This window comes from Flammeovirga agarivorans (assembly GCF_012641475.1).
In the GTDB taxonomy this organism is placed as follows: Bacteria; Bacteroidota; Bacteroidia; order Cytophagales; family Flammeovirgaceae; genus Flammeovirga; species Flammeovirga agarivorans.
The window spans coordinates 222740-248016 of the sequence record NZ_JABAIL010000006.1; the positions used below are offsets into that span (position 1 = coordinate 222740).

10 protein-coding genes are annotated in these 25277 nt (G+C 35.2%); 9 read left to right on the forward strand and 1 reads right to left on the reverse strand.

The window, feature by feature from the left end; translation table 11 throughout:
• Positions 1-487 precede the first annotated feature (487 nt).
• The gene (locus tag HGP29_RS28915; protein WP_168884110.1) at positions 488-6628 is read left to right on the forward strand and encodes a PKD domain-containing protein; all 6141 of its coding nucleotides are present in this window, start codon (positions 488-490) and stop codon (positions 6626-6628) included.
• 262 nt (positions 6629-6890) lie between these two features.
• A complete protein-coding gene (locus HGP29_RS19540) occupies positions 6891-9377 on the forward strand; it encodes a T9SS type A sorting domain-containing protein (protein WP_168884111.1) in 2487 nt (828 codons plus the stop codon).
• A gap of 83 nt (positions 9378-9460) precedes the next feature.
• On the opposite strand, the gene HGP29_RS19545 is transcribed toward HGP29_RS19540, so the two are convergent.
• The gene (locus tag HGP29_RS19545; RefSeq protein ID WP_168884112.1) at positions 9461-10861 is read right to left on the reverse strand and encodes a sulfatase family protein; all 1401 of its coding nucleotides are present in this window, start codon (positions 10859-10861) and stop codon (positions 9461-9463) included.
• A 386-nt stretch (positions 10862-11247) separates the two neighbouring features.
• On the opposite strand from HGP29_RS19545, the gene HGP29_RS19550 reads away from it, so the two are divergent.
• The 7 genes from HGP29_RS19550 (at position 11248) to HGP29_RS19580 (ending at position 25273) form a co-directional block, all read left to right on the forward strand.
• The gene (locus HGP29_RS19550) at positions 11248-13593 is read left to right on the forward strand and encodes a glycoside hydrolase family 2 protein (RefSeq protein ID WP_168884113.1); all 2346 of its coding nucleotides are present in this window, start codon (positions 11248-11250) and stop codon (positions 13591-13593) included.
• Between the two features lie 11 nt (positions 13594-13604).
• Positions 13605-15434, forward strand: a complete 1830-nt coding sequence (locus HGP29_RS19555) for an alpha-1,3-galactosidase-related protein (protein ID WP_168884114.1) — start codon at positions 13605-13607, stop codon at positions 15432-15434.
• 256 nt (positions 15435-15690) lie between these two features.
• Positions 15691-17178 carry a hypothetical protein gene (locus HGP29_RS19560; protein ID WP_168884115.1) on the forward strand — a complete coding sequence of 496 codons (1488 nt, stop codon included), beginning with the start codon at positions 15691-15693 and terminating at the stop codon, positions 17176-17178.
• An 18-nt stretch (positions 17179-17196) separates the two neighbouring features.
• Positions 17197-17919: a T9SS type A sorting domain-containing protein gene (locus HGP29_RS19565; protein WP_168884116.1), complete on the forward strand. Its 723-nt coding sequence runs from the start codon at positions 17197-17199 to the stop codon at positions 17917-17919.
• A 64-nt stretch (positions 17920-17983) separates the two neighbouring features.
• Positions 17984-20245, forward strand: a complete 2262-nt coding sequence (locus HGP29_RS19570; protein ID WP_168884117.1) for a beta-galactosidase — start codon at positions 17984-17986, stop codon at positions 20243-20245.
• Positions 20246-20626: 381 nt separating this feature from the next.
• Positions 20627-22537 (forward strand): hypothetical protein, encoded by a 1911-nt coding sequence (locus HGP29_RS19575; protein WP_168884118.1) that lies wholly within the window; start codon positions 20627-20629, stop codon positions 22535-22537.
• A 171-nt stretch (positions 22538-22708) separates the two neighbouring features.
• Positions 22709-25273, forward strand: coding sequence for a glycoside hydrolase family 2 TIM barrel-domain containing protein (locus HGP29_RS19580; protein WP_168884119.1), 2565 nt, complete (start codon positions 22709-22711; stop codon positions 25271-25273).
• The last annotated feature ends 4 nt before the right edge of the window (positions 25274-25277 follow it).

A 25277-nucleotide genomic window follows, 5' to 3' on the forward strand; every position in this document is an offset into this window, starting at 1 on the left:
TTCATCCTGCCAGATATTCTGATTTTATCTTTGTTTATGATATCAAAAGCCTTGTTTCGCTAAAAAATGTTTCTCTAATGTTGTTTTATCTTCTTACCGAAAGTTACATCTTATTCACTTAAAATCACCTAAGTAAATAAGAATGAAGATACCTTTGGATACGTTAAATGTTGTTTCTACAAATATTTTTCTTCATCAATTAATAAAGAGAATTATGAAATAATTGAAATGAAATGAATCCAGAGTTATAGAATGATAGCTCAAACTGTTTGCTACATATATTATCCAATTTTTATAAGAGACAAGATAGACCGATATATGGATGTTATACTGGCGAACGGCAACTTAATTTATATACTAATTATAAGCTTCAGATCTAACATACTTTTTTAAAGAATGAAGGTTCTTACTTTTTAAGAATACGTTCAAAACAACTTGTTAAAGATCAACTAATAACGAAGCAACTCTTCATGAACAAAGTAACATTATGAAAAGAAATGGACTTTTTTTGGGGATGATTATGATCTTGTTGTCAAATCTTCTTTTTGCTCAAGACAAACCCAATATACTTATTATTCATACTGATGAGCATAACTTTAAAACCATCAGTAAATACCGAGAACTAGATATGCATAGTGGGGACCTCACCAATGAGGAATATTATAACCCATGGAATGCTACCGATGTAGTTACTACTCCAAACATGGACCGTATTGGTACGGAAGGAGCAGTGAGTACAAAACACTATGTAACTTCTCCGACTTGTACACCTTCTAGAGCATCATTAATGACGTCAATGTACCCAGGTTCAACAGGAGCAGCAAGAAATGACAGACCGATGAACGAGGATATTAAAACGTTTGCTCATGTTTTGAAAGACAATGGTTACAGTACTTCTTATGTAGGAAAGTGGCACTTGGAAGGGAAAGACGACCCAGCCAACCAAGTTTGGGGTGCTGGTAGAAACTTCGGTTTTGATAACATCGAATGGCGTATTGAAAAAGAACACTGGACTTGGTACAACGAAGATGGTGTGCCTCCATACGATTGGGGAGAGCAAGGAAAACCAAACGGAGAGTGGATTTATGCTACAGAGTTCTATACGAACAAAGCAATAGAAATTATGGACAAAGACATTTCAGAAGACAAACCTTTCTGTTTGTTGGTGTCTATTCCAGATCCCCATACACCAAATCACTCTGCTCCAGAATACCAAGATTGGTGTCGAAATGTAAACTTTACTGCTCCATACACTTATGATCTTACTTATGATACAGAAGGAGTAAGACCAAATTGGGCTGATAAAGAAAATAATAACGATGTACATCCTCATTCGCACCGTTATAGCGAATTCGATGAATTCTATATGCAAGAATATTGGGGTATGGTAAAAGCAGTAGATGATAACATCGGTAGAATGTTTGACCTACTGGAAGAAAAAGGACAACTAGATAATACGATTATTGTATATACTGTAGATCATGGAGACATGCTTTTTGAATACAGCCGTATTAATAAAGGGGTACCTTACGAAAGTTCTGCAAAAGTCCCATTTATGATTCGTTACCCAAAGAAAATTCCTAGTGGAAAAGTGGTAACAACACCGCATGTAAATGTTGATGTAGGACCTACCTTATTAAGCCTTGCAGGTCTTCCAACAATGGAGGATGTGCATGGACAAGATATTTCTCGTCTTTACACAAGTGAAGAGCTAATGGTTACTGAAGAAGACACCGTTTTCATTACTGAAGATGCAGGGTGGTGGGTGTCTGCTGCGACGACTCGCTTTAAGTTAGTATTAAGTAATAAGGACAACCCTTATCTTATCGATTTAAAAGTTGATCCATTAGAAACAACCAACCAATTGGTAGATACGGAAGGTGAAAATTATGCAATGTATAGAGAGAAAGCTTTAGAATTAGAAGCGAGCTTAAAGCATAAAATGATCCAAAAGAATGAGCTATATGGTGCTGGTATTAAGTTCTTAATTTGGATGACAACAGGTCCTGTTATTCCAGACCCTCCTGCAGTAGAAGTTTCAGATTTACCTCTAAACAAAGATTTATTTGGGTTTGAAGGTACTGCGGTTGTAGATGGTACTGCTAAAAGATGGTCTATGGGAGCAAGCAACGACTTCTCGATCACTGATGAAAAAGCAGCTACAGGTAATAGTAGTTTACGTTTCTATCATACTTCTGCCTTAACAGGTAATGGAGGTGCAGCTCATGCTCCTGCAGGTATGGTAAAATTAGCGGCAGGGAAATTTACATTCAAAGCAAAAGTCTTTATTGAGGAAGGTAGTGCTGCGAATCGTTTCAGACTTTTCCTGAAAAACCCGAACAATACTTTAGATCCTTTTACTCTACCTAGTACAACAGGTTCTTGGGTAGATGTGAGTTATGATTTTACGATGGATCAAGGTACTTCTGATGAAGGAACGTTCTCAATTGTTATCCAGCCAGGTGATGCTACAAATAATGGAGGAACATTCTCTGATGTTTATTTTGATGATATTGAGATTGTTGAAAATATTCCATTACCATACCTTGGTTTAGATCCTGTTTTATTTGGTTTCGAAGGAAGTCAATTAATTGATAATGAAGAGAAAAATTGGACGATTGGATCTAATGGAGCAGCATATTCACAAGAAGAAAAAGCATCAGGAAACAGAAGTTTGAACATGTCTAATGTTTCTTTGGTGAATGCATTGACATCTTCTGCAGTTCACTCGCCTATCAAGTCGATTTATATGAACGAAGGGGATTATGAACTTTCATTGAAAGTAAAGGCAAAAGAAAATAACAAGATCAAACAATTTGATATCATCCTAAAGGATAACAAACAACAAAGTTTATTTATTCAGAATACGTTTGATATCTCATCAGTAACAGAATCTGATGGTTGGGTGACCTTGAAAAAGACATTTACTTTCAATAAAGAAAGTGATCCTAATAATGGACAGATGACAATTAGAATCCGAGAGGTTGATTTAAACCCTGAAGGGGAAGGTTTCTTGTTCTTGGATGATATACGCTTAGTAAAAGTGCAAAATGATAATGGCGGAGGAACAGATCCTGCTGATGAAACGCCACTTGATATTGCAAATGCTCCAGAAGATCTTAATTATATCAATTCTCACTTATTTGGCTTTGAAGGTCCTACATTAATTGATTTAGGAAGTGGTAAGGTAAGAGTAAGATGGACAGGAGATAGCAGTTTTGGTATTGTAAATATTAATGGTGCACCTCATGGCCATAGAGTCATGCGTTTTAAGAATGAAGGTACATTACCAAAAAATCAATCAGTTTATGTAGATAAAAATTCTGCCAATTTACCGACTGATAGAGATGTTGAATTCTCTATGAAAGTGTTTATTGAAGAAGGAAGCACTGTTCAGAAAATTAGAGTGACTGATCTAACTTCTCCGATAATGCAATTCGATGTATCTGGGGTGGAGAGAAATAAATGGGTAACACTGAAAAGTATCATTTCTCCAGATAATCATAATGCATCTAAGCGTGTGAAGTTACAGATTCAACCGGTAGAGGCGGGAGATAATAACATCATTTATTTTGATGAGGTTAGAGTAGCAGATGTTATGGAAGAAGTAGCAGGTGGATGTATGAATAATGAGAAATCGTTGATCAATACTTGTGATTTTGGTTTTGAACAAAACACTGCGGATTGGGCATCTAATGCGATCTATTCTGTTACAGATGAAATGGCATGGGGTGGTAGTAGTGCCTTAAAAGTGCAAATCGATGAAGAGATTACATCAGGCAATTTGAATCATACTCCGAAGACAGCGATTATGCCTAATGTGACTATCAACGAAGAAAATGTTGTAGTAAACTTTAGAATGTATATCGATGGAGCATCTACTCTTAGTCAATTCTTACTATTAGCAAAATTTGATGGAAATACTCCTCAAACATTTACGCTACCATTAACAGATATCATAAGAGACAAGTGGGTTTCAATCAATGCAACATTTACTGTGAAGGATTTTGATACATCATCGGTATTGAATTGGATAGGGTTCCGTTTCAATTCGTCAACAGAAGGTACAGGTACCATCTATTTTGATGATGTAAAAGCAGTCGTTCAGAGTGAATATGTAGCAGATGGATTAAGAGATGTGACCTTTACGGTAAAAGATACGCAAGGAAATCCTATTGAAGATGCTCTTGTCAGTGTTGAAGGATTTATTGGAGGATCTACAGATAGTAATGGGCAGGTAGTTGTCAAATCATCTAACATCAATGGTAAATCATTTACTGTATCAAAAACAGGGTACAATACAGTGGCATCATCTTATACTGTTTTCAATGAAGATATCGCTGTCGATGTGGTATTGCCAATATTTGTTCCTGAAAGGTATGCATATACATTAATGATCAAAGATGAGAATGGACAACCATTATCGGGAGTAGATGTAGTGGATAATACTACGGATCAAGTGTATACTTCAGATGTAAGAGGTGCAGTTGTATTTACAGGGTTATTAGAGAACGATGTTATTGACTATTCTATTAATCATGAAGGTTTCTCAGCTGAAGCTAATCAAGTAACGATAGGAGTAGAAGATGTTGTTAATACAGTAACATTAGTAAAACAATTATTAGCACCAATCGCAGATTTCACTGCGAATAGAACTGAAGGTGATGATCCATTAACGGTAAGCTTCACAGACAAATCAACCAATGACCCTACCTCATGGTTATGGACCTTTGGTGATGGTACAACTTCTGATGAGCAGCATCCATTCCATACTTACCAAGAAGCGGGAGTATATACGGTGACATTAAAAGCAATGAATGAAACCGGAGAGGATGAGGCAAGTATGGAAGACTATATCTCTGCTGGTTTATTCCCTGTGGCTGGGTTTGAAACAGATCAAACTACAGTTGATTTAGGTACAGCTATTCAGTTTACAGATACTTCTACAGGATCACCTACTTCATGGTTATGGAATTTTGGAGATGAATCAACTTCTGTTGAACAACACCCATCACATACTTATGAAAATGCAGGTACGTATTCTATTAAGTTGACGGTTGGTAATGAAGATGGAGAAGATTTAATAATGATGTTGGATTACATTACTGTAAATGAAATTCCAGAAGTAACAGCAGGTTTTGAGTTTGCAGTGGATAATGCTTCATCAAAAACATATCACTTTACAGATATTTCTTCAGGAAACCCTACCTCATGGTTATGGACTTTTGGTGATGGTACAACTTCTGACGAACAAAACCCATCGCACACTTATGCCAATGCAGGTGAGTATAAAGTGATGTTACAAGTAGAAAATGAAAACGGTACATCATCATCAGAAGAAACAATTGTAGTAACAGCACTAACTTTCTCTGATGTTTATGCGAATGACTTTGAAGAATTTGATGAAGCAGAGTCATTGTTAGATGATGCTAGAGCAGAAGATAGAAAGTTCCATTACATTGCTTTCCAACAAGCAGAATTGGCAAGAACTTTAACTACTGTGGTAGAAGGTGAAAACAAGTTTATGCGATATGGTGACAGTGAGACGACGGCGTCTGCGAATGGCCAGATCAGAACAAACACTGTAATTTCTTTTGTGGCAGGTAAGAAGTATCAATTAACAATGAGAACTAGAGGTCTTGCGATCCACTTCCCATTAATTATGGATACGGAAACAAATTCTCCAAGATTCAGAGGTGACCAAATTAATATCGGTAACGCTACAGATTGGTACACACATACTTTAGAGTTTGAAACAACAGAGGACTTTGATGCGACAATCGCTATCGGCAGAAACTGGTACGGAATCTTGGATATTGATGATATCTCATTAGTAGAAGTTGAAGAGGAGGTAGAACAACCTGAAGCATTGAATGCAGCAATTACAGTATCATCTACTTCTGTGATGATTAATGAGGCTGTTCAATTTACAGATGCAACGACAGGTAATCCTACAGGCTGGACATGGGACTTTGGTGATGACCAATTCTCTACAGAACAAAATCCGACACATACCTATACTACTAAGGGAGAATATACAGTAACCTTAACAGTATTAAATGATGCATCGTCGAGTTCATCTGCTACAGTGAAAATCCTAGTTAGTGAAGAAAGTGTTGTTGTAACCGCACCTGTTGCAGCATTCTCAGTATCTGAAACAAATATTGAAGAAAATGAATCAGTACAGTTTACAGATGCTTCTTCAGATGCTACCTCTTGGGCATGGGATTTTGGTGATGGTGAAACTTCATCGGAACAAAACCCAACGCATACTTATACCACTGCAGGAACTTATTCTGTCAAACTAACAGTGACAAATGAAGCGGGTTCTTCTACGGAAACAAAAACAGACCTTATTCAGGTTGCTAACACTACACCAACTTCAGTTGCATTAGAGGAAGCAGGAATTAAATTATTCCCTAATCCAACAACAGAAGAAGTAAATATTGTTTCTTCAAAAGTAGTGAAAGTAAGTATTTACAATATTTCAGGTCAGAAAATGAAGTCATTGGATAAAAATGATGAATCGATGACAATTTCTGTTCGAGATCTAAATAAAGGAATGTACATCTTTATGCTATCTACAAAAGATGGTAGAAGAATAACAACTAAAGTTCAAGTGAAATAGGTTTCATTTGATTTTCCCTAGGCCCTTTCTTACTAGTATAGCTAGAAGAAAGGGCCATTTTTTTAAGAATATTCTCATACCTACTCAAAATTAACTACCACACTATAGAATTGATAAGTAAGTAGAAGTGATTGATAATCTAGTGCCATAGATTGATTTTGGAACACTGTAGATTTGAGATGATCATTATAATTCATGAAATGAAATAAAAGAAGATTGAGAAACACTCTTCAACGTATTTTTTAATTATTACTTAATTGCTATGAAAACAAATCTAATACTGTTACTATTACTATTTAATACCTTCTGTTTTGGACAGAATACGGTATATGAAAACGACTTCAGTGGATATACTGTTGGGGACAATCTGGTAGATGCTGGAGAGTTTTTATTGCAAGAAATGCAAGACCCAAATGATGAACAAGATGTAACTTTGGTTATCGGAGAGGAAGAATCTAATAACCATTTAGTTTACGATACTCCAGGAGCTGCTGTTTCAAGAAACACTAATATTAGAATTACTCAAGAAATAACGTTCAAAGCAGGAGTAGAATATACTTTAACAGCAAGATCAAAAGGTCCTTTTGCAAGAGGACTAAGAGTTATTAATGTGGCAACAGATGGACCTGCACATGCAGAGACCAATTATACTGCAGGTAATAATGATGAGCTTAAAGTATTATGGCATAACCACTCCCTAGTTTTTACACCAGCAGAGGATTTTGTTGGTTTGATTGCAATGTTTAGAGGTTGGAATGGAGAATTAATGGTGGATGATATCTTGTTAAAGGATAACCTACCTTTAGAAGAAGAGGAAGAAGAACCTGCACCAGAAGATGAGGTTTTTTATGTTTATACGAATGAATTTCAAACTTACTCAGACGGCGAAAATCTTTTAGCTAGTGATTTCAAGCTTGATGTATTCCAATTACCTGAATTAACAAGAACATTAACGGTAAATGAAGAGTCAGGAGATAAGTACGCTACTTTAGAAATTGAAGGTGCAACTGCTTCTGCAAATACATTGATAAGTGTATCACAAGATATCCAATTGAAATCAGGTATTGAATATACACTAAAGGCTGATACAAGAGGTCCTTTCACAAGAGATATCAGAATCTTAGAAAAAGGTGGTGGAGTAATGTTTACTTCAGATGCTTATAACGCTAAGAATGATGCTGAAACAAGAGACGCATGGTATTCTCATACTTTAACGTTTACTCCAGATAGAGACTTTACAGGTCAGATTTCAGTATTAAGATCATATTATGGTACATTAGATATTAATAATATCACCCTTTCTACATTATCTGCTGAGGCATTAAATCAAGAAACACCAATTGACCCTGATGCATTATACCAAAATAACTTTGCAGATTATACAAACAACCAAGACCTTGTAGGTGATGCTGAGGATTTCTCTTTTGTAGCCTTCAAAAATTTAGAGGGAGAACGTACTTTGAAAGTGATCAACGATCAAGGAAATAATATTGCTCGTTATGAAACTCCAGGTGCTACAGTTGATGCCAATACGAATATTCAAGTAGCACAACAACTTGAAGTACTAGCAGGTAAAAAATATACTTATTCAGCGCTTACTAGAGGTAAATTTGAAAGAGATATTAAAGTAATTAATGTTGCGACTGGTATGGCTGCTTACAGTAGTACTCCATATAACGCAATGAACGACGATGCATTAGCGGCTGTTTGGCAAGAGTTATCCGTTACTTTCATCCCTGATGCTGATATGGAAATCTTGTTGGTAATTAACAGAAAGTGGAATGGTACTTTAGATATCGATGATATCAAATTAGTTGAGATTCCATTAGAAGAAGAAACAGAATTGGATGACACTGCAGATTATCATAATAACTTTGCGAATTATGATGAGGAAACTACAGTTGATACAGATTTTAATTTTGTGAAAGTACAACAAGAAGATGCCGTTAGAACTCTTGAAATTGGAACACAAGACAATAACAGCTTCTTACGTTTTGATACTCCTGATGTGACAGGTGATGCTGAAACATTAATTTATACTACTGCTGATTTTGATTTCGTATTGGGAACAACTTATACTTTAACAGTAAGAAATAGAGGTGCTTATATGAAGAATTTAGCGGTTCTAATGAGCGACGACCTTTCAATTGCATACGAAAACAGAGGACATAACGCTGGTGCATCAGATGATGCATTACAAGTATGGTATGATGATACTTTAACGTTTACGCCGACAGAAGACTTTACAGGTAAGCTTGCGATCGGTAGAGAAACAAATGGCATTTTAGAAATTGACGACCTTAAATTAGTAAGTGTTGTTAATGATGACGACGAAGATGATACTCCGGTAGAAGAGGAGGAAGAAGATGAAGACGAGACTCCTGTAGACGAAGAAGAAGAGGAGGACGAGGATGAGGATGAAACACCTAATGATGATGAAGAAACTCCTGAGGATGAGGAGAATCCTGACGGTGATGTGACATCATTAGAAGATTTAGCTTCAGAAATCTCAATTTATCCACTACCGACAACTTCTAAAATCAACCTGAAGTTAGAAAGCTCTAATCCTATCTCGATTATAGTTTCTAATGCCAACGGTACTGTTGTACAACGTATCGATTCACTTCAGATTTCAAACAACGGAGTAGGTACTCTTAATTTAGAAAACACATTAAACAACGGTGTGTACTTTATGAAAATTACAGATGGAGACAAACAAGTTGTTAAACGTATTATCTTGATGAGATAATCAATAGAAATAAGCGACCGACAGACAACAAAAAAGTCATCCTTCTTTAGTGGAGGGATGACTTTTTTGTGCTTTTTATGTAATTAGTTAATCGTTCTGAAAGGTGCAAATTCTGGGTTAATGCATCTTTCTCCGTATCGGTCATACACCGCTTTAAGTTGTTCTTTACTTTCAGGATATTGTCCTTGATCATTAGTGGAGACTATCCATTGGTCAAGAATTCCTCTTAGTTCTTTTAACTTTGAAGCATAATTAGGATCATTTGCCAAGTTATTGACCTCAAAAGGATCGTTCTTTAAATCATACAACTCTTCAGCAGGTCTTTGGTCAGAAAGCCATTCATTTTCAAATGGGATCCCCTCTTTATTCGCTTTAAAAATAGCTTTCACAGCAGGCTTGTGTGATCTGTATTGCAATTGCATCAAAGGTCTATCGGTCATGAAATTTTTGATGTACTTAAACTGAGTAGTTCTCACAGCTCTAATTCTGTCTATTGTAAAATCACAACGGTCCCTAGCCGCAATAACAAAATCTCTATGGTATCCTTTTTCAAATACATCCTTACTCTCCATATACTCTGGTACTTTAATTTTTGCCAGTTGAAGAGTAGTGGCCGTAAGGTCTAAAAGACTCATTAGATCCTCTCTTACTCCAGATTTTTTCAAAAGCTTTGGATTTCCGGGAGCAGAAATAATCATAGGCATATGGAGTCCTGCATCATATAAAAACTGTTTGTCTCGTAACAGTTTGTATCCATTGTCAGAAAAGAAAATAATAATCGTATTTTCATACAAACCATCCTTCTTCAATTCATTGATAATCTCACCAATTTCACCATCGGTAACTTTGATCTGGTTATAATGATCTGCGATCTGCTGTCTTACAGATGGAATATCTGGATAATAAGGCATTACTTTTACCTTATCGGGAGAAATTGGAGAGGCAGGTTTCTTGTTATTTTTTCCTCCATAAAGTTCAATAACTCCAAAGAAAGGTTGGCCATCTTTTCTATTTTTCCAGCTACCTGTTCCCGATTTTCCAAAGTGCTTTTTCTCAGTATAAGAACCCGACCAATAGTCGTCCCAATTGTAAGACCAGTTGAAATCATCTTTACCTTCACTAAAGGTATAATACCCATGCTGTTTGAAAATTTCTGGAACAACTTGTACATGTGATGGTAATCGCTTTGTAATGGTTCTACCCGAGCGGTGGTTATGTGTACCGATTGTAGTAGGCATAGCACCTGTAAATATACCAGACCTTGCAGGAGAACATACAGGAGACATAGAAAAACAATTAGTGAAAGTAACACCATTTTGGGCTAAAAAATCAATGTTTGGCGTCACAACAGTAGAATCTCCATAGACGGGCATCCAAGGATCGATATCTTCTCCAAACAACCATAATATATTGACTTTTTTACTGCGATGAGCAGTTTTCTGAGTGGAAGAACAAGTACTAAATACTAACGGAACCGCTAGCATGAGTAGTACGGATCTTAATGGAAATAATATTCTATTACATTTCATCGACTTCACTTTAAATAGATTAAAAAATTATCAAATACAAAGTCGATATTCTTGAGATAATGCAGGTATTTATCCGTTATTTCAATGTGTTTCTTGGTAAACATCTCTGTTTCTATGGGTGTGGAAAATACAATCCATTAGATAAACACTTTGTTATGATCCACAAAGCAAAATGTCCGTTTTTATACTAATAATGTAAGTATTTGGATCAGTTGGGTTAGCCAAAATTATGATCTAACGCTAAGGGACAGATGATTTACGGAGAGCAACACTGCCTGTAGGATTAATCTTGATATTTGATGGATGGTTGACGAAAAAGATATTTTTTAAAACTGTATGAAATGAAGAAAATTAAGCAAAATACTATCCTCTTATTATTACTATTAGTGATGCAAACTTTAGCATTCGCTGGTGATAAAACATCCTTTAATAAGGGATGGAAATTTATTAAAGAAGGCGAAAAATTAAATCACTCTTTAGTTAGTCAGACAAATTTTAATGATGCTGATTGGGAATCGGTAAATTTACCACATACCACTAATTTAGAACCTTTAGTTGTCAATAATCAGTGGCAGGGAATTTCTTGGTATAGAAAATCGTTTTCGATCAAAAAAGAAGAGGAGCAAAAACAAATATTCTTGGAGTTTGAAGGGGCAATGAACATTGCTGAAATATGGGTAAATGGAAAATTTGTCAAGAAACATTTAGGAGGCTACCTACCTATAGTAGCTGATATTTCTTCTTTTGTAGAGGCAGGGAAACAAAATATTATTGCCATCAGATTAGACAATACGGATAGTGATGTAACAGGTCCTAAACCGTTAAGGATTCTAGATTTCAATACATACGGTGGTTTATATAGAAATGCATGGATGATCGTTAAAGATCCAGTACATATCACATTGCCCTTATTAGAGGAAGAGGTAGCTGGTGGTGGAGTATTTATTCGTTATCCAGAAGTGAGTAAGTCTTCTGCTACTATTTCTATTCAGACAGATATTAAAAATACGTACAAGAAAGAGGTGTCATTTTCTTTAGTTCAAGAATTGAAATGGAAGGGGAAAACCATTAAAAAGTTAAAGTCAAAAAAGGAGATACTTTCCGCAGGTACAAAGAGAGTGATGCATCAATCGATGGTCATTAAAAACCCTAAATTGTGGAATACATACTCTCCCAACTTATATCAGCTAGAAACTAAAATACTAATCAATGGAAAAGTGACTGATCATGAAGTCACAACCATTGGTATCAAATCTGTTGAATTTAAAGGCAAAGAGCTATATATCAATGGAGAGAAAAGATATGTAAAAGGTGTGAATAGACATCAGGAATATCCTTTTGTAGGATATGCTCTTTCTGACCAAGCAGAAATCAGAGATGCTGTTTTGATAAAGAATGCAGGTTTTGATGTCATTCGTCTTTCTCATTATCCACATTCTCCAGCATTTATGAATGCTTGTGACTCTCTAGGTTTACTTACTATCGATGCTATTTTAGGATGGCAATATTATCAACCTACTGAAGCGTTTAGGAATCAAATCTTCCAGACGGCAAGAGACCTAATAAGAAGAGATAGAAACCACGCCAATGTATTACTTTGGGAAGTTTCATTGAATGAAACCAAAATGCCTTTGGAGTTTAGAGAGAAACTAAGCAAAATAGTAGAAGAAGAATATCCGAAGGTGAAGGCATATTCTGCTGGATGGATGGACGAAGGTTATGATGTGTATTTTCAAGCAAGACAGCATAGGATTCTTCACCCTGAAACAGAAGGTAAATGGAAAGGGCCTTATTTTGTTTCAGAATATGGTGATTGGGAATATTATTCAAAAAATGCAGGACTAAATCAGCATAAACTAGATAAACAAACACGTTACGAGACTTCAAGTAGACAATCAAGAGTTTATGGTGAAAAACGACTATTACAACAAGCATATAATGTGCAAGAAGCATTGAATGATAACCTTAATACTTCAGCATTTGGAGATGGTTATTGGGTGATGTTTGACTACAATAGAGGATACCACTCAGATTTAGAATTTTCAGGATTATCGGATATTTTCCGTATTCCAAAGTTTGCTTATTATTTCTATCAATCACAAAGGGAGTATAGAGAAGATAAAGATGCAGTTGTAAAGATCGCTTCTTATTGGAATGAAAACTCACCATTAGATGTAAAAGTATATTCTAATTGTGATCAAGTAGTTCTTTCCTTAAATGGTGAAGAAATTGCCATACAAACTACAGATAAAGATAAAAATTCATCTAAGCTTTCTTATGCTCCATTTACCTTTAAGGTCAATAATTTTGTAGCAGGTGAGTTAAAAGCAGAAGGATATAAGGATGGAAAGCTGATTAAGGTTGATCGAGTAAAAACAGCCAAAAAGGCATCACAATTAAGAATTAAGTTGGCAGAAAATACAGTAGCTGTTGGTAATAATGACCTTATCTTCGCTTATATAGAAGTAGTAGATGAAGAAGGAACAATAGTACATGATTTTGCAGATACGATAGATGTACGTCTTGCAGGTGATGTCGCTTTAATGAATGTCGGGGAGGTACAAGTGGAAGCAGGTATTGCGACTGCATTGTTGAAAGTAAACTCTTTAGATCAAGGTTTATCGATTCAAGCATTGTCTAAGAAGACGCAATTAAAAGGATCTTTTCAGTATAAAGAAAACGAATAAAAGAAAGTACAATGAAACGAATATTGGTATTATTTATACTCATCTTTACGGTGATTATTACTAGTAAAGGAGAGGAAGTGATCAAGATCCAACCCGATGGAACAAATGATATGACAAGGGCGGTGAAACAAGCGATAGCCTCTGCCAGATCAAAAGAAATTAAGTTGATCTTTGAGCAAGCAGACTATTATTTTAAACCTGATTTTGCCACTGAGAAGTATTGTAGTGTAACAAACCATAAAAACGGTTCGAAACGTATCGCTTTTGCTTTTGATGGATTTAATAAAGTATCAATCGAAGGTAATGGAGCTAATTTAATATTCCATGGCAAGATGATGCCTTTTCAATTTGAAAGTTGTGAAAATGTAACTGTGAATCACTTGTCGATAGATTGGGATACTCCATTTACAATTCAAGGTACAGTCTTAAAGGTTAATGAGAAAGATCATTGGATGGATATTAAAATGGATACGGATGGGTTCTCATTTTCAGTGAACAAAGGTGTGATTAAGTTCCCAAATATCCATCATCAGGAATATTCTAGCCTTGGTAATACACTTACGTTTGATTCTCTGACTAAGGCGGTAAGTCATGGTGCTTGGGATGCTAATTTTAGAGCAGAAAAAGTACAACGCTTAAAAGGAAATACTTATCGTTTCTATGGTAGAATGAAATATTATCCCAAAGTAGGAAACAAGATTAATTTTAAAGGCCCACATGGCGATAATCGTTATGCACCGGCCTTTCATATAATCCGTTCGAAAAACTTAAAGTACGACCAAGTAGTGGTTCATCATGCCTTAGGTATGGGTTTCTTAGCGGAAAGAAGTGAAAATGTTTCAATCAGTAATGGTGGGGTGTATGTACGAAAAGGGTCTAATCGATTAATATCATCTACAGCAGATGCGACTCACTTTTGTAACGTAAAAGGAAAAGTGATCGTAGAGAACTGTAGATTCGAAAACATGCTTGACGATGGGACCAATGTTCATGGAACCTATGTGGAAATTAATGAGATATTAGACCCTAAGACGGTGATTGTTCAACTAAAACATTTCCAACAATTAGGTTTTGACTTTGCTCAAAAAGGTGATGAATTATGGTGGATAAATCAACCAAGCCCTAATAGAAGAGCTGAGACTGTCTTTGTAACCGGATCAGAAGTGATTAATGAAGAATATATCCAATTGTCTTTCGATAAAGAACTACCAAAAGACTTATCAGTAGGTGATCTGTTTGAGAATAAGACTTGGAACCCAGAATTTGTGATGAGAGGTTGCACCCTACAAAACCATCGAGCAAGAAACATTGTGCTGAAATCACCAAAGAAGACGGTGATTGAAAATAACTTCTTTTCTTCAAGTATGTCAGCCATCTTCTTTAGAGGGGAATCCTATTTTTGGTATGAATCGGGACAAGTAGAAGATGTACTTATTCAGAATAATACTTTCTACAACTGTGCATCGAGTGGCAATGAACATGCGGTATTATATATTACGCCAAGACTTGGTAAATCATACGATAAGTCAGCTACCTACGATAAAAATATTCGATTTATCAATAATAAAATCAATACGTTTGATGATCGTATCGTTTGGGCTTACAATGTAGATGGTTTAGTGATAGAGGGGAATGAAATTACCAAAAATGATTTATTAGCACCTGTACATCCTGATCGACCTATTTTTGATTTTAATTATTGTAAAAACATAGTAGTGAAAAACAATAATTACCATGGTCCGAAAGATCAAAATATCAAAACAGATAAGGCGTCATCAAAAGAAATATCAATAAAGAAAAATAAAAATATTCATCTTGGTAAACTTGATGTGGTGGAGTAAAATAGGCCTTTAGACTACTTATATAAAAGATATAACTAATAGAAACATTATTCTTACCTAAAGTAACAGACAAAATTTCATTTCAATTTACCTTACCAACATGAAATCATCAGAGGGCTGAGAGTTCAGTTCTCTGATGTTCTTTTTTGTATAGCTAGCTTACAATTAACAACACCTTTAATGGTGTAATTATTAAATGAAAAAAAGGGTAAACAACATCACATAAATAGAGCCCTTTCATTGAAATGAATTGAATATGAATTACAATTATCAAAACTTACAAAATACTTGTTATAAGCAGGTATTCTTGATAGGCATGGCACTACTATGCCTAAATTTCTCCGCTATTGCTCAAAAGACAATTGGTAAACATACAGCCACTGTCGGAACAAAAAATCTTACATTTTTCACAGACAATATCACTGTGAATGCTACTAAGGTTTTCAAAAACGGAATTGCTACAACAAATGATGTAAATAGTGAAATCCAAAGAATCTCAAACCTTGGAGGTGGAGTCGTAAAGTTTCTGACCGGAACATATACGCTTGGACAAATCAACTTGAAATCAAACATCCGAATTGAGGTTGGGAATAATGTCACTTTTATTATCGATCGCAGTGGTAATAATAATACCTTATTTAACCTTGGTAGAGATGCCAATAACCTTCAGGGAGTAATTTCTAATGTAGAGATTATTGGTGCAGCAGAAAGCTCATCCACATGGTTTGAAATAGACCTTAGTAATTTTGATCCTTTAGAAACTGCTACTCCTTTTAAGGTCGCATATGTAAAGAATTTTGCGATTTCAAGGTTTATCATTAAAGATAATTATACCCTTAATCCTTCTGTATTTTTAGTAGCAGACAGCAAGTTTCTAGGGAGAGATGAAACAGGAAGATTAAATTACGATTTAAGTACTTTCAATAGAATTCCGATTCAGGGTGTAGTTAAAAATGCGAAGGCAACAGGAATTGGTACTGGCTATGCATTAGTACAACCTTTTAGTGGTAAACGCTTGTATTTTGAGAACTTGGAAGGTGAACAAGGGATCACAGTAAGGTTAGAACCTGGTAGTGGTAAATCCAATGATGATCTGAACTTAACCTCAAGTCAAAAGATGGGATCTATTGATGATGTATACATCAAAAACGTATCGAATAAACTAGGTTTTGCAGCATTATTTATCAAACCTCATGCAAAGATCTGTAATAATATTTATGCTACAGATCTGTATGCAGAAAACAGTTTATCAACGTTATACATTGCATCTGCAAGTTTATTACCTCAGTCAAGAAGAGGAAAATTTACGAACACTAAGTTTGAGAATATCTCTTTCAAACAAACTATCGTTAATAGGGTGTCTAATGGAACGAATAATCTTGTCGCTTCAAATTATCCAGCAGACTCAGGATTAGAAGGGTTAAGATTTATGACGGAGTTGCATAGACAAAAACTAGTGACGGTACGAAACAGTAGATCACCAAAGCCTGGAGTATATTCATTGATAGTAAGAGATGCAGGTGGGGAGCGTTATAAAACTCATCCTATTGCCCCAATTATGTATACAGCTAGGTTCTCTAAAAATACCATTGGGAATATTACAGGAAGATACAATGTGAGTATCCCTAATGAAAATGATATAGAAGTTTTAGGAGGAGTTTTCTCCGGAGATAAGGTAGTGTATAGAAGCGAAGCAAGAGTGATTACCACTGCGGCTGAAGATACAGATTACATTTACGAATAACCCTAAAAACTTATAATCATGAAAAAAACATTAATATTTATCGCTTTACAATTGCAGGTGATTTTCGCTATTGCTCAGACGCCATTAAACTTTGATACAGAGATATTATCTTCTGGTAATTACATCGTTGGTGTTCCTTACGAAGTTTCTTCAGTAGGTGCTACAAATCAAATTAAAATTAACTGTAAGGCAACTGGAACGGAAGCAAAATTCGGAGTTTATGCTGATGACGAAGGAGCTCCGGGAGAGCTGATATTTCATTCTAATACGATCACACTAACCGAAGATGAAGTGATGGTTTCTCTAGAAAATACGGTATTAGAGCCAGGAAAATATTGGATCATGGTAAATTACAAGTCCAATGGATACCATGTAAATGCCAATGTATCTGATCCTTTGTCCAAGGTGTATTATACCCAACAAAGGTTTAGTGAAAGTTTCCCTGTATCAGCGGCAGAATTTGATCTTTATTATGGGCATCAGTTCCCGTTTTCAATAGAGGTAATAGAGAAGCCGAAATCATTTGAGATGGAAGTGTATCCTAACCCAACAGTAGACGATGTTCATATTCAAGCCAACCAGAAAGAATATATGGTACATGTTTACGACAGTCAGGCTAAGAAAGTACTTTCTCAGTTTTGTCAAAATTACAAAACGGAGTTAGAGTTAAAGACCTTACAGAAAGGAACATATTATATAGTGATTGAAGGAGAGGAGACGTTTAGAATATTGAAAAATTAAGAAAACATCAATCCCTTTTTTCTCTAGATAAATTGTACATAGTATTTATTGACAGATAAAAAACATGAAACGACAAACAATTTACTTCTTATTTCTACTCTTAATGAGTACTTCATCATTTGCTCAAAATCTAGTGAATGAAATACAACAGGAAAAGAGAACCTTACTTGCTTTGATAAAGAAGGCAGAGAAAAAAGGGATTGATGTAACTAAAGAAAAAAGCACAATCCGTACAGCTGAAATATGTGAACGATTTGCGGATTGGGATGAAAAGAACATTAAAAAAAATGAACAACTTTTTAAGCGTTTAAAGACGTACAAACAAAATGCCTTAGAGGTAGCAGAAGAACTACCCAACTTTGAAAGAGAAGAGATTGTTTTGATGTTACAAGACGCTCAGCATACTCTAGAACTTGCTTTGAAGGGAAAAGTTGTAAAGCAACCTATCGAAAAAATTGATTGGTCGAAAGTGAAACTTGAGGGGAGTGATGCACTGTACAATGGTAAGCCGGTATTTCTAGCAGATTATACATGGAAACCAAAAGTAGACTTCCTTACAGAATACCATGGAAATCTAGATGGAATATTCGTAACTACAAAGTATCTCTTAGACGAGAAAGGAACATTAAAACCAAATTTCAAAAAGGAAATTATAGAAAAGCCATCGGGTAGAGTGGGTACTGTATTTTTAAATCACTTGAATCCACCCAAATGGTTTACAGAAAAATATCCAGAAGCCTCAGTAGGAAGCAGAAGGTATTTTGATTATGATATTGACCATCCTGCGACAAGAGCATTACAACAATCTCTATTAAAAAGTATTGTACCTACTTTTAAAGATAAAAAGTATAGTTCTATAGGTTATATGTTAGTAAATGAACCTCATTGGCATACTAAAGAAAAATCATGGGATACAGGTGAAGTTTCATCCTATACTTTTGCCAAGTTTAGAAAGTACTTGGAAGAAAAACATAAGAGCATCGCACAACTAAATGTCATTTGGAATACCTCATTTGAAAGCTTTGACAGTGTGAAAATTCAAGTACCAATGTCTGGAGATTTACGAGGATCTGCTGTTTGGTACGATTGGATGCGATTTAACCAACTCAGAGGAACAGAATGGTTTCAGTTTTTATCAGACGAAATTCATAAATATGACCCTAAGGCAAATACGCATATTAAAGTAATGCCCCATCTGTTTTCGGAGAACGCAAGAGATCATGGAATAGACTTAGAAGCTTTAACAGAAGTCACAACAGTGATTGGTAACGATGCAGGAGCTGTATATTCTGACATGTGGGGGAAAAAGGAGCCTGAGTGGTCATCAAAATATTACTTTGATTGGAAACAGCTTTGTATTGGCTATGATTTTATGAAGTCTGTTAGTCCGGATAAATTAGTATTTAACTCAGAAGGTCATTTTATTTCAACGATACGTTTCAGAGACTTGAAAATGAAACCGGAATATGCTAGAGCCACCTATTGGTTAGCCACTATGTTAGGACTGGATGTGATGCAAACATGGTTTTGGCCTAGAGATGTAGATGGTTCTTTACGAAAAGAGTCTAAAGGATATGCAGCATCTTTAACGCAAATGCCAAGAGTTATCAATGAAATCACATTAACTTATTTGGATATGAATGCCAATGCAGAAGCTTTGACAAAAATTCAGAAGTTAAGAAAACCGGTACGTATTTTTCATTCAGAGACTTCTGCAATCAATAAACCAACTCATATGGAAGATGTTTATCATACATATGAACAGTTTCTATTTGAAGGTATAGCAGTAGGTTTTGCGACAAAAAATATTCTAAATAAACAGCCACATCATTTGTGGGATGTTGTAGTTATTGAAAATACACCTTTTGTCACTAAAGAGGAAAGAAACGCCCTTCAAGAGTATCTTGATCAAGGAGGGACAATCGTAATGGACAATAAGAGCATCCTTAAAAATGAATATGGCGAAAGTATAGATGTACTGACCCAAAGTAAGGGACAATTGATAAAGTTCAACACAGCAGAGAATATTCAGAAAAAAGTACTTAGCATAGTAAAGAAAGATGATATACAGATTCATGAGACAAATATGTTGAGTCATAAAGGGTGCATCTGGAGATATTTCGAAAATGAAGAAAAACTTAAGATTGTATCTATTGTCAATGTGGGTAAGTCGGAAGCTAAACTTGATGTTCTATTAAATGGGATAGACCAAAGTGTGGAGCTTACAGATGTGATTACAGGGAACAAAATTGAGAATGGGTTTACCATGAAATCACTTGATGTGTATTTATTAAAAGTGGGAACTATTCAGAAGAAAGGTTTGTAAAAAAAATATATTATTGGAACTATAATAGATGTGTGTTTCTACTTCAAGAGCGCCTTACACAATGTAAGGCGTTCTTTCTAAAAAGATCAATCACCTTAGTAATTCTAAAATTTCACATAACACTTTAAACCATACTTTTCTGTTATTTCTCGCAAATACCTAACGGTTATAATAACTATTTGTGTAGATACAAGAAATCGAAATAAATAACGGGTGTACATTGTTTTTGTTAATGCTCTTTTGAAATATTTCTTTGGATCCATAATACGTTACTTTGCGTAAGGAATCGCCCTTTTTAGTTGATTAAAAGCTGTTTTTAACCAATACTTGTAGTGTTCGAACATTTACTGATGAAAATTATTACACTAATTTTTTATTGAAATGAAACATCTAAAAATACTATCAACGATTATTCTATTCTTAAGCACTTATTTCAACATCATTGCTCAGACTACCATTCAAGAAACAGCAGATGTCTTCTTCCCTGAGAAAGTTGTAATAGCTTTAAATCATCCATACTTTAATTACGCAGTGAATGATGCGTACCTAAAAGGTATGAAATATGAGACCACTTTTGGTGAAGATTCATTTAATGGTAAATACAGAACATCAGTTCCTCATGTATCTTTAATGACCAACCCAATGGAGAATAAAGATGCTTATGAATTTGAAATGCGTTCGGCAAAATTAATGGGAATCGATGCATTCAAATTTGAATTTAGACCTCTTGGAAGTGATTTCTATATCAGACAGTTTAAAAAGATCTTTGCTGCCTATGTAAAAGTAGCAGAAGAGAAAGAAATAGATTTTAAGTTTACTATCGCGGTGGAGATGAACAGGAATAAAAATATACCTGTGACCCACATGATGATGAAAGTAGAAAAGAACCTGAACGAACTATTTGAAACCACAAACTTTTCAAAGAAGTGGTTGAGAACTGGAAATGGTAAGGTCATCGTCTTTACTAAATTCACTCAGAAAGTCATCGATGAAGGATTAGTAAAACTATACTCGAAGCAATTTGTGAAGGATCCTTCTCTCATGGAAAAAGTAGCGGATGTCTATTCATCATTGAGAAATAAATTAAAAGACGATGTGGCCTTTGTTTATCAAGCAGATGTTGTCGGGAACAACTACTTTGTAAATCAAGTATTAGATCATTTTCCAGCAGTGTATACTGCGAGAGGTATTCAGACATACGAAAAGGGTATCGATAACTTAAAAAGAATTTGTAAGAACAGAAAACGTCCATTTGTACAGAGTGTATTTTCAGATGGTCAAGGTGTGCAATTGTATAGCAAGGTCAATAATAAGAAAGTAGAGGAAGGTTCTAAATATGCACAAACTGTACAGAATAGGGACTTATATATAAAAGGGAACAATTACAAGATGACGGGCACATTAAGAAAACTCTTAGAAAAAGGAGTGAATCGAGATGCAGATGCTTTTTGTGTATCTTCTTGGAATTTCTATGATGCGGGTTCTCATTTTGCTCCCGAGATTCACCACGGATACGGACCTGGTTTATTGTTGAATTACTACAAAAACCAATGGAAAAATGGAGTGACAACTACACAAGATGAAATGGTGATGGTTTCTTTTAAAAACTATATGACCGGTGGTTTAAATAAGAATACAGGTATTACAGTAAAAGTGAATAGTAGATTTTATAAACTACCGGAAATGGATAGTGTAGAAATTGTTACGGTACTAAATGAACAAGGTGAGGTTTATTGTAATAACGAATTTGTAGGGACTGCTCCCAAAGGAGTATATGCATTCTATGTACCTAAAGAAAAAGGGGATATACACGTTAGAGTAAAAAGAGGAAAAGAATCGGTGATTAATTATTTAGTTCCTAAGAATATTCAAGCAGCTGAAGAAAATATAGACTTCTTAACCTATACTTTTTCTAATCTAGATAGAAAGTTTGCGTCTTTTTCTCAAGAGATCATCTTAAACAATGAGATAGAACAAATGAGAAAAAGGTTCTTGATTTCAAGACAAGATCAGATCGATTGGAAAATGGCTGCAACAGAAAGGTTTATTACAAACTTGGAGGCAATTCAGAAATATGGACATGACTCAGAGAAGTATTTGAGTATTCAAGATAAAAATTATAAAAAGTACAAGCTTCAAATCAAAAGTATCTTAGAGGATCTCCATTACGAGATTTGGTGTGAACTAGAGGAAAGTGCACAGAACAACAAAGGTATGCTTACGCTAGATGATGATGTTGATGATGTACTAAAAGGATATAACATTTTACCCGGAACACAGAATCTAAAATAAACGTAGAAATATAGCTTAAAAATAGAAAAGTAATTATTTAAAGAGTACGACCTTGTTGTGCTCTTTTTTTATACATATAGAAACATATAGTTTTTGGATAACAACTTGTTTTTTCTGTTCACCTAGGATATTTGAGACATAGATTATTAATGATGTGAACGAATAAATGAAATGAATGTATTATTAAAAACAATAGCAATTTTCACCTTATGCCTCACTTCATCTTTAGTGATGGCACAAAAGGTAAGCTTTAATAAGGACTGGTTATTTACACTAAATGATTCTGTTGAATATACTCTGAGTACTTACTCAACTGAGCATTGGAGAAAAGTGAACTTACCACATGACTTTTCTATCGAACAAGATTTTGAGAAAGATAATGAAGGATGTACTGCCTTTTCATCGGGTGGTATTGGTTGGTATAGTAAGCGTTTTAAATCACCTGCCTTAAAAAATCAGAAATGCTTTATTGTATTTGATGGAGTATACAACAATGCTGAGTTTTGGTTGAATGGGATAAAGTTGGGAAGCCATCCTTATGGTTATGCACCTATCTATTTTGATCTCTCCAATTATTTAAACCGAGATGATTCCGAGAATATACTTATGGTAAAAGTAGATCATAGCCGTTATGCAGATTCTAGATGGTATACAGGTGGCGGAATCTATAGAAATGTAGATATCGTTGTTACTGAAAATGTATATATACCAGTTTGGGGTACTTTTGTGACTACACCCAACATTAAGAACACTACTGCAGAGGTCGCCATTCAAATCGATTTGAGAAACGACAGTGGTTTGTCCCAATCGAGAAAGATTCATGTTGATATCTTAGATGCTAATAATAAAGTAGTTGGAAATTCAGTTCAGGAAGTACTTTTTCAAAATTCAAAAAAGAAGGTCATCAATACTAAAATAGTGATGGATAAGCCTCACTTTTGGGATCTTAATGATCCATATCTGTATTCTGCCAAAATCACTCTTATTGAGAATGGTAAAAAAGTACAAGAAAACGTAACTAGGTTTGGAGTGAGAGATATTCATTTTGATAAGGATAAAGGCTTTTTCTTAAATGGTAGAAATGTCAAAATCAAAGGTGTTTGTTTACATCATGATGCTGGAGCAGTAGGAGCAGCCGTTCCAAAAGATGTTTGGAGACGGAGGCTTACATTATTGAAAGAAGCAGGCTGTAATGCGATTAGAAGTGCACATAATCCAGCATCAGACGAGTTTTTAGACCTATGTGATGAGTTAGGCTTTCTTGTACAAAACGAGTTCTATGATGAATGGGATCTACCAAAAGACAAAAGGTATAATATGCATGATAAAGAAGTAGATTTCATTACTAGAGGACATGCAGAACATTTTCAGAATTGGGCGGAAAAAGATCTTAAAAATACAATGCTTTCAAGTCGAAACCATCCAAGTATTTTTCAATGGAGTATAGGCAATGAAATCGAGTGGACCTATCCGGGTAATCGTGGAGCGACGGGAATCTTTAAAGAAACCAATAAGGATGATAAGATGGATTGGACACTATGGAGAACAGAAGTTCCACCTCATACACCTGAAGAAGTTCGTGAATTTTGGAAAAACTATCCGGAACAGACTTTTAATATTGGTGCCACTGCAAAGAAATTAGCCGAATGGACCAAAGAAATGGATAGTACTCGATATATCACAGCCAATTGTATTTTACCTACATCAAGTTTTGAAACAGGATATACAGACGTTTTAGATGTTGTCGGATTTAGTTATAAACCTCACAAATACGATTATTTTAAGGAAACGTACCCTAACCAAATCATGATGGGGACAGAAAATGTTCCGAGGTGGTACGAATGGAAAGCAGCCCTGGAAAGAAACTTTATTGCAGGAGTCTTTCTATGGACGGGTATAGATTATTTGGGTGAGCGCAGAGCCAAAGAATGGCCGTTGAAAGCAACACCTCATGGTTTATTAGACACTGCAGGTTTTCCTAGAGGTTCATTTTATATGTTTAAATCTTTATGGAGAGATGATATCCCTGTGATGAGTATATACACTCAATCTGCTAAGCACTCTATATACAAAGAAGGGAGTAATGGTAAGGTTGTAGAGAAGAAAAAAGGATATTGGGAATTGGCTCCAAGAGAATGGCAAGATGTAAATCCTTATTGGAATTATAAAAATGGAGAGGAGACCATAGTAGAAGTATATTCTAATTGTGAAGAAGTAGAGTTGTTTCAAAATGGGAAATCTTTAGGAAAACAATATCTTAAAGATCAAGAAGATTATACCTACAAGTGGGCTGTAACTTATAAGAAAGGTAAATTAGAAGCTGGAGGAACTAAAAATGGTGTACCTTCTAAAGTATCATTGGAAACAACAGGCGAGGTGACGGCAATAAGGATTTCCAAAGACCGATCTACAATGGTGGCAAACAACGCTGATGTTTCTCATTTTATCGCTCAATTAGTGGATAAAAAGGGAAGAGCTGTAAAAAATTCAGAAGAAGAAATTACCTTTGAAATACAAGGTGATCATGCTTTCCTCGGAACGGACGGGGGAGATACAAGAAAAATAACGAATTATAAAAAACATACAGCAACGACAGTCAATGGGCAGTGTCTCATGATGGTTCAATCAACAGATAAGCCCACAAAACTAATAGTAACGGCTTATGTCAACGGTAAGAAATTAGAATCTAACGAGGTCATTGTTGATATCAATAAAAAGGGGACGATAACACAATAAAATA

Excerpts from the sequence above, each read along its gene's own strand:
- HGP29_RS28915 (WP_168884110.1), top strand. The coding sequence starts at position 488 with ATGAAAAGAAATGGACTTTTTTTGGGGATGATTATGATCTTGTTGTCA.
- HGP29_RS19540 (WP_168884111.1), top strand. The coding sequence starts at position 6,891 with ATGAAAACAAATCTAATACTGTTACTATTACTATTTAATACCTTCTGT.
- HGP29_RS19545 (WP_168884112.1), bottom strand. The coding sequence starts at position 10,861 with ATGCTAGCGGTTCCGTTAGTATTTAGTACTTGTTCTTCCACTCAGAAA.
- HGP29_RS19550 (WP_168884113.1), top strand. The coding sequence starts at position 11,248 with ATGAAGAAAATTAAGCAAAATACTATCCTCTTATTATTACTATTAGTG.
- HGP29_RS19555 (WP_168884114.1), top strand. The coding sequence starts at position 13,605 with ATGAAACGAATATTGGTATTATTTATACTCATCTTTACGGTGATTATT.
- HGP29_RS19560 (WP_168884115.1), top strand. The coding sequence starts at position 15,691 with ATGAATTACAATTATCAAAACTTACAAAATACTTGTTATAAGCAGGTA.
- HGP29_RS19565 (WP_168884116.1), top strand. The coding sequence starts at position 17,197 with ATGAAAAAAACATTAATATTTATCGCTTTACAATTGCAGGTGATTTTC.
- HGP29_RS19570 (WP_168884117.1), top strand. The coding sequence starts at position 17,984 with ATGAAACGACAAACAATTTACTTCTTATTTCTACTCTTAATGAGTACT.
- HGP29_RS19575 (WP_168884118.1), top strand. The coding sequence starts at position 20,627 with ATGAAACATCTAAAAATACTATCAACGATTATTCTATTCTTAAGCACT.
- HGP29_RS19580 (WP_168884119.1), top strand. The coding sequence starts at position 22,709 with ATGAATGTATTATTAAAAACAATAGCAATTTTCACCTTATGCCTCACT.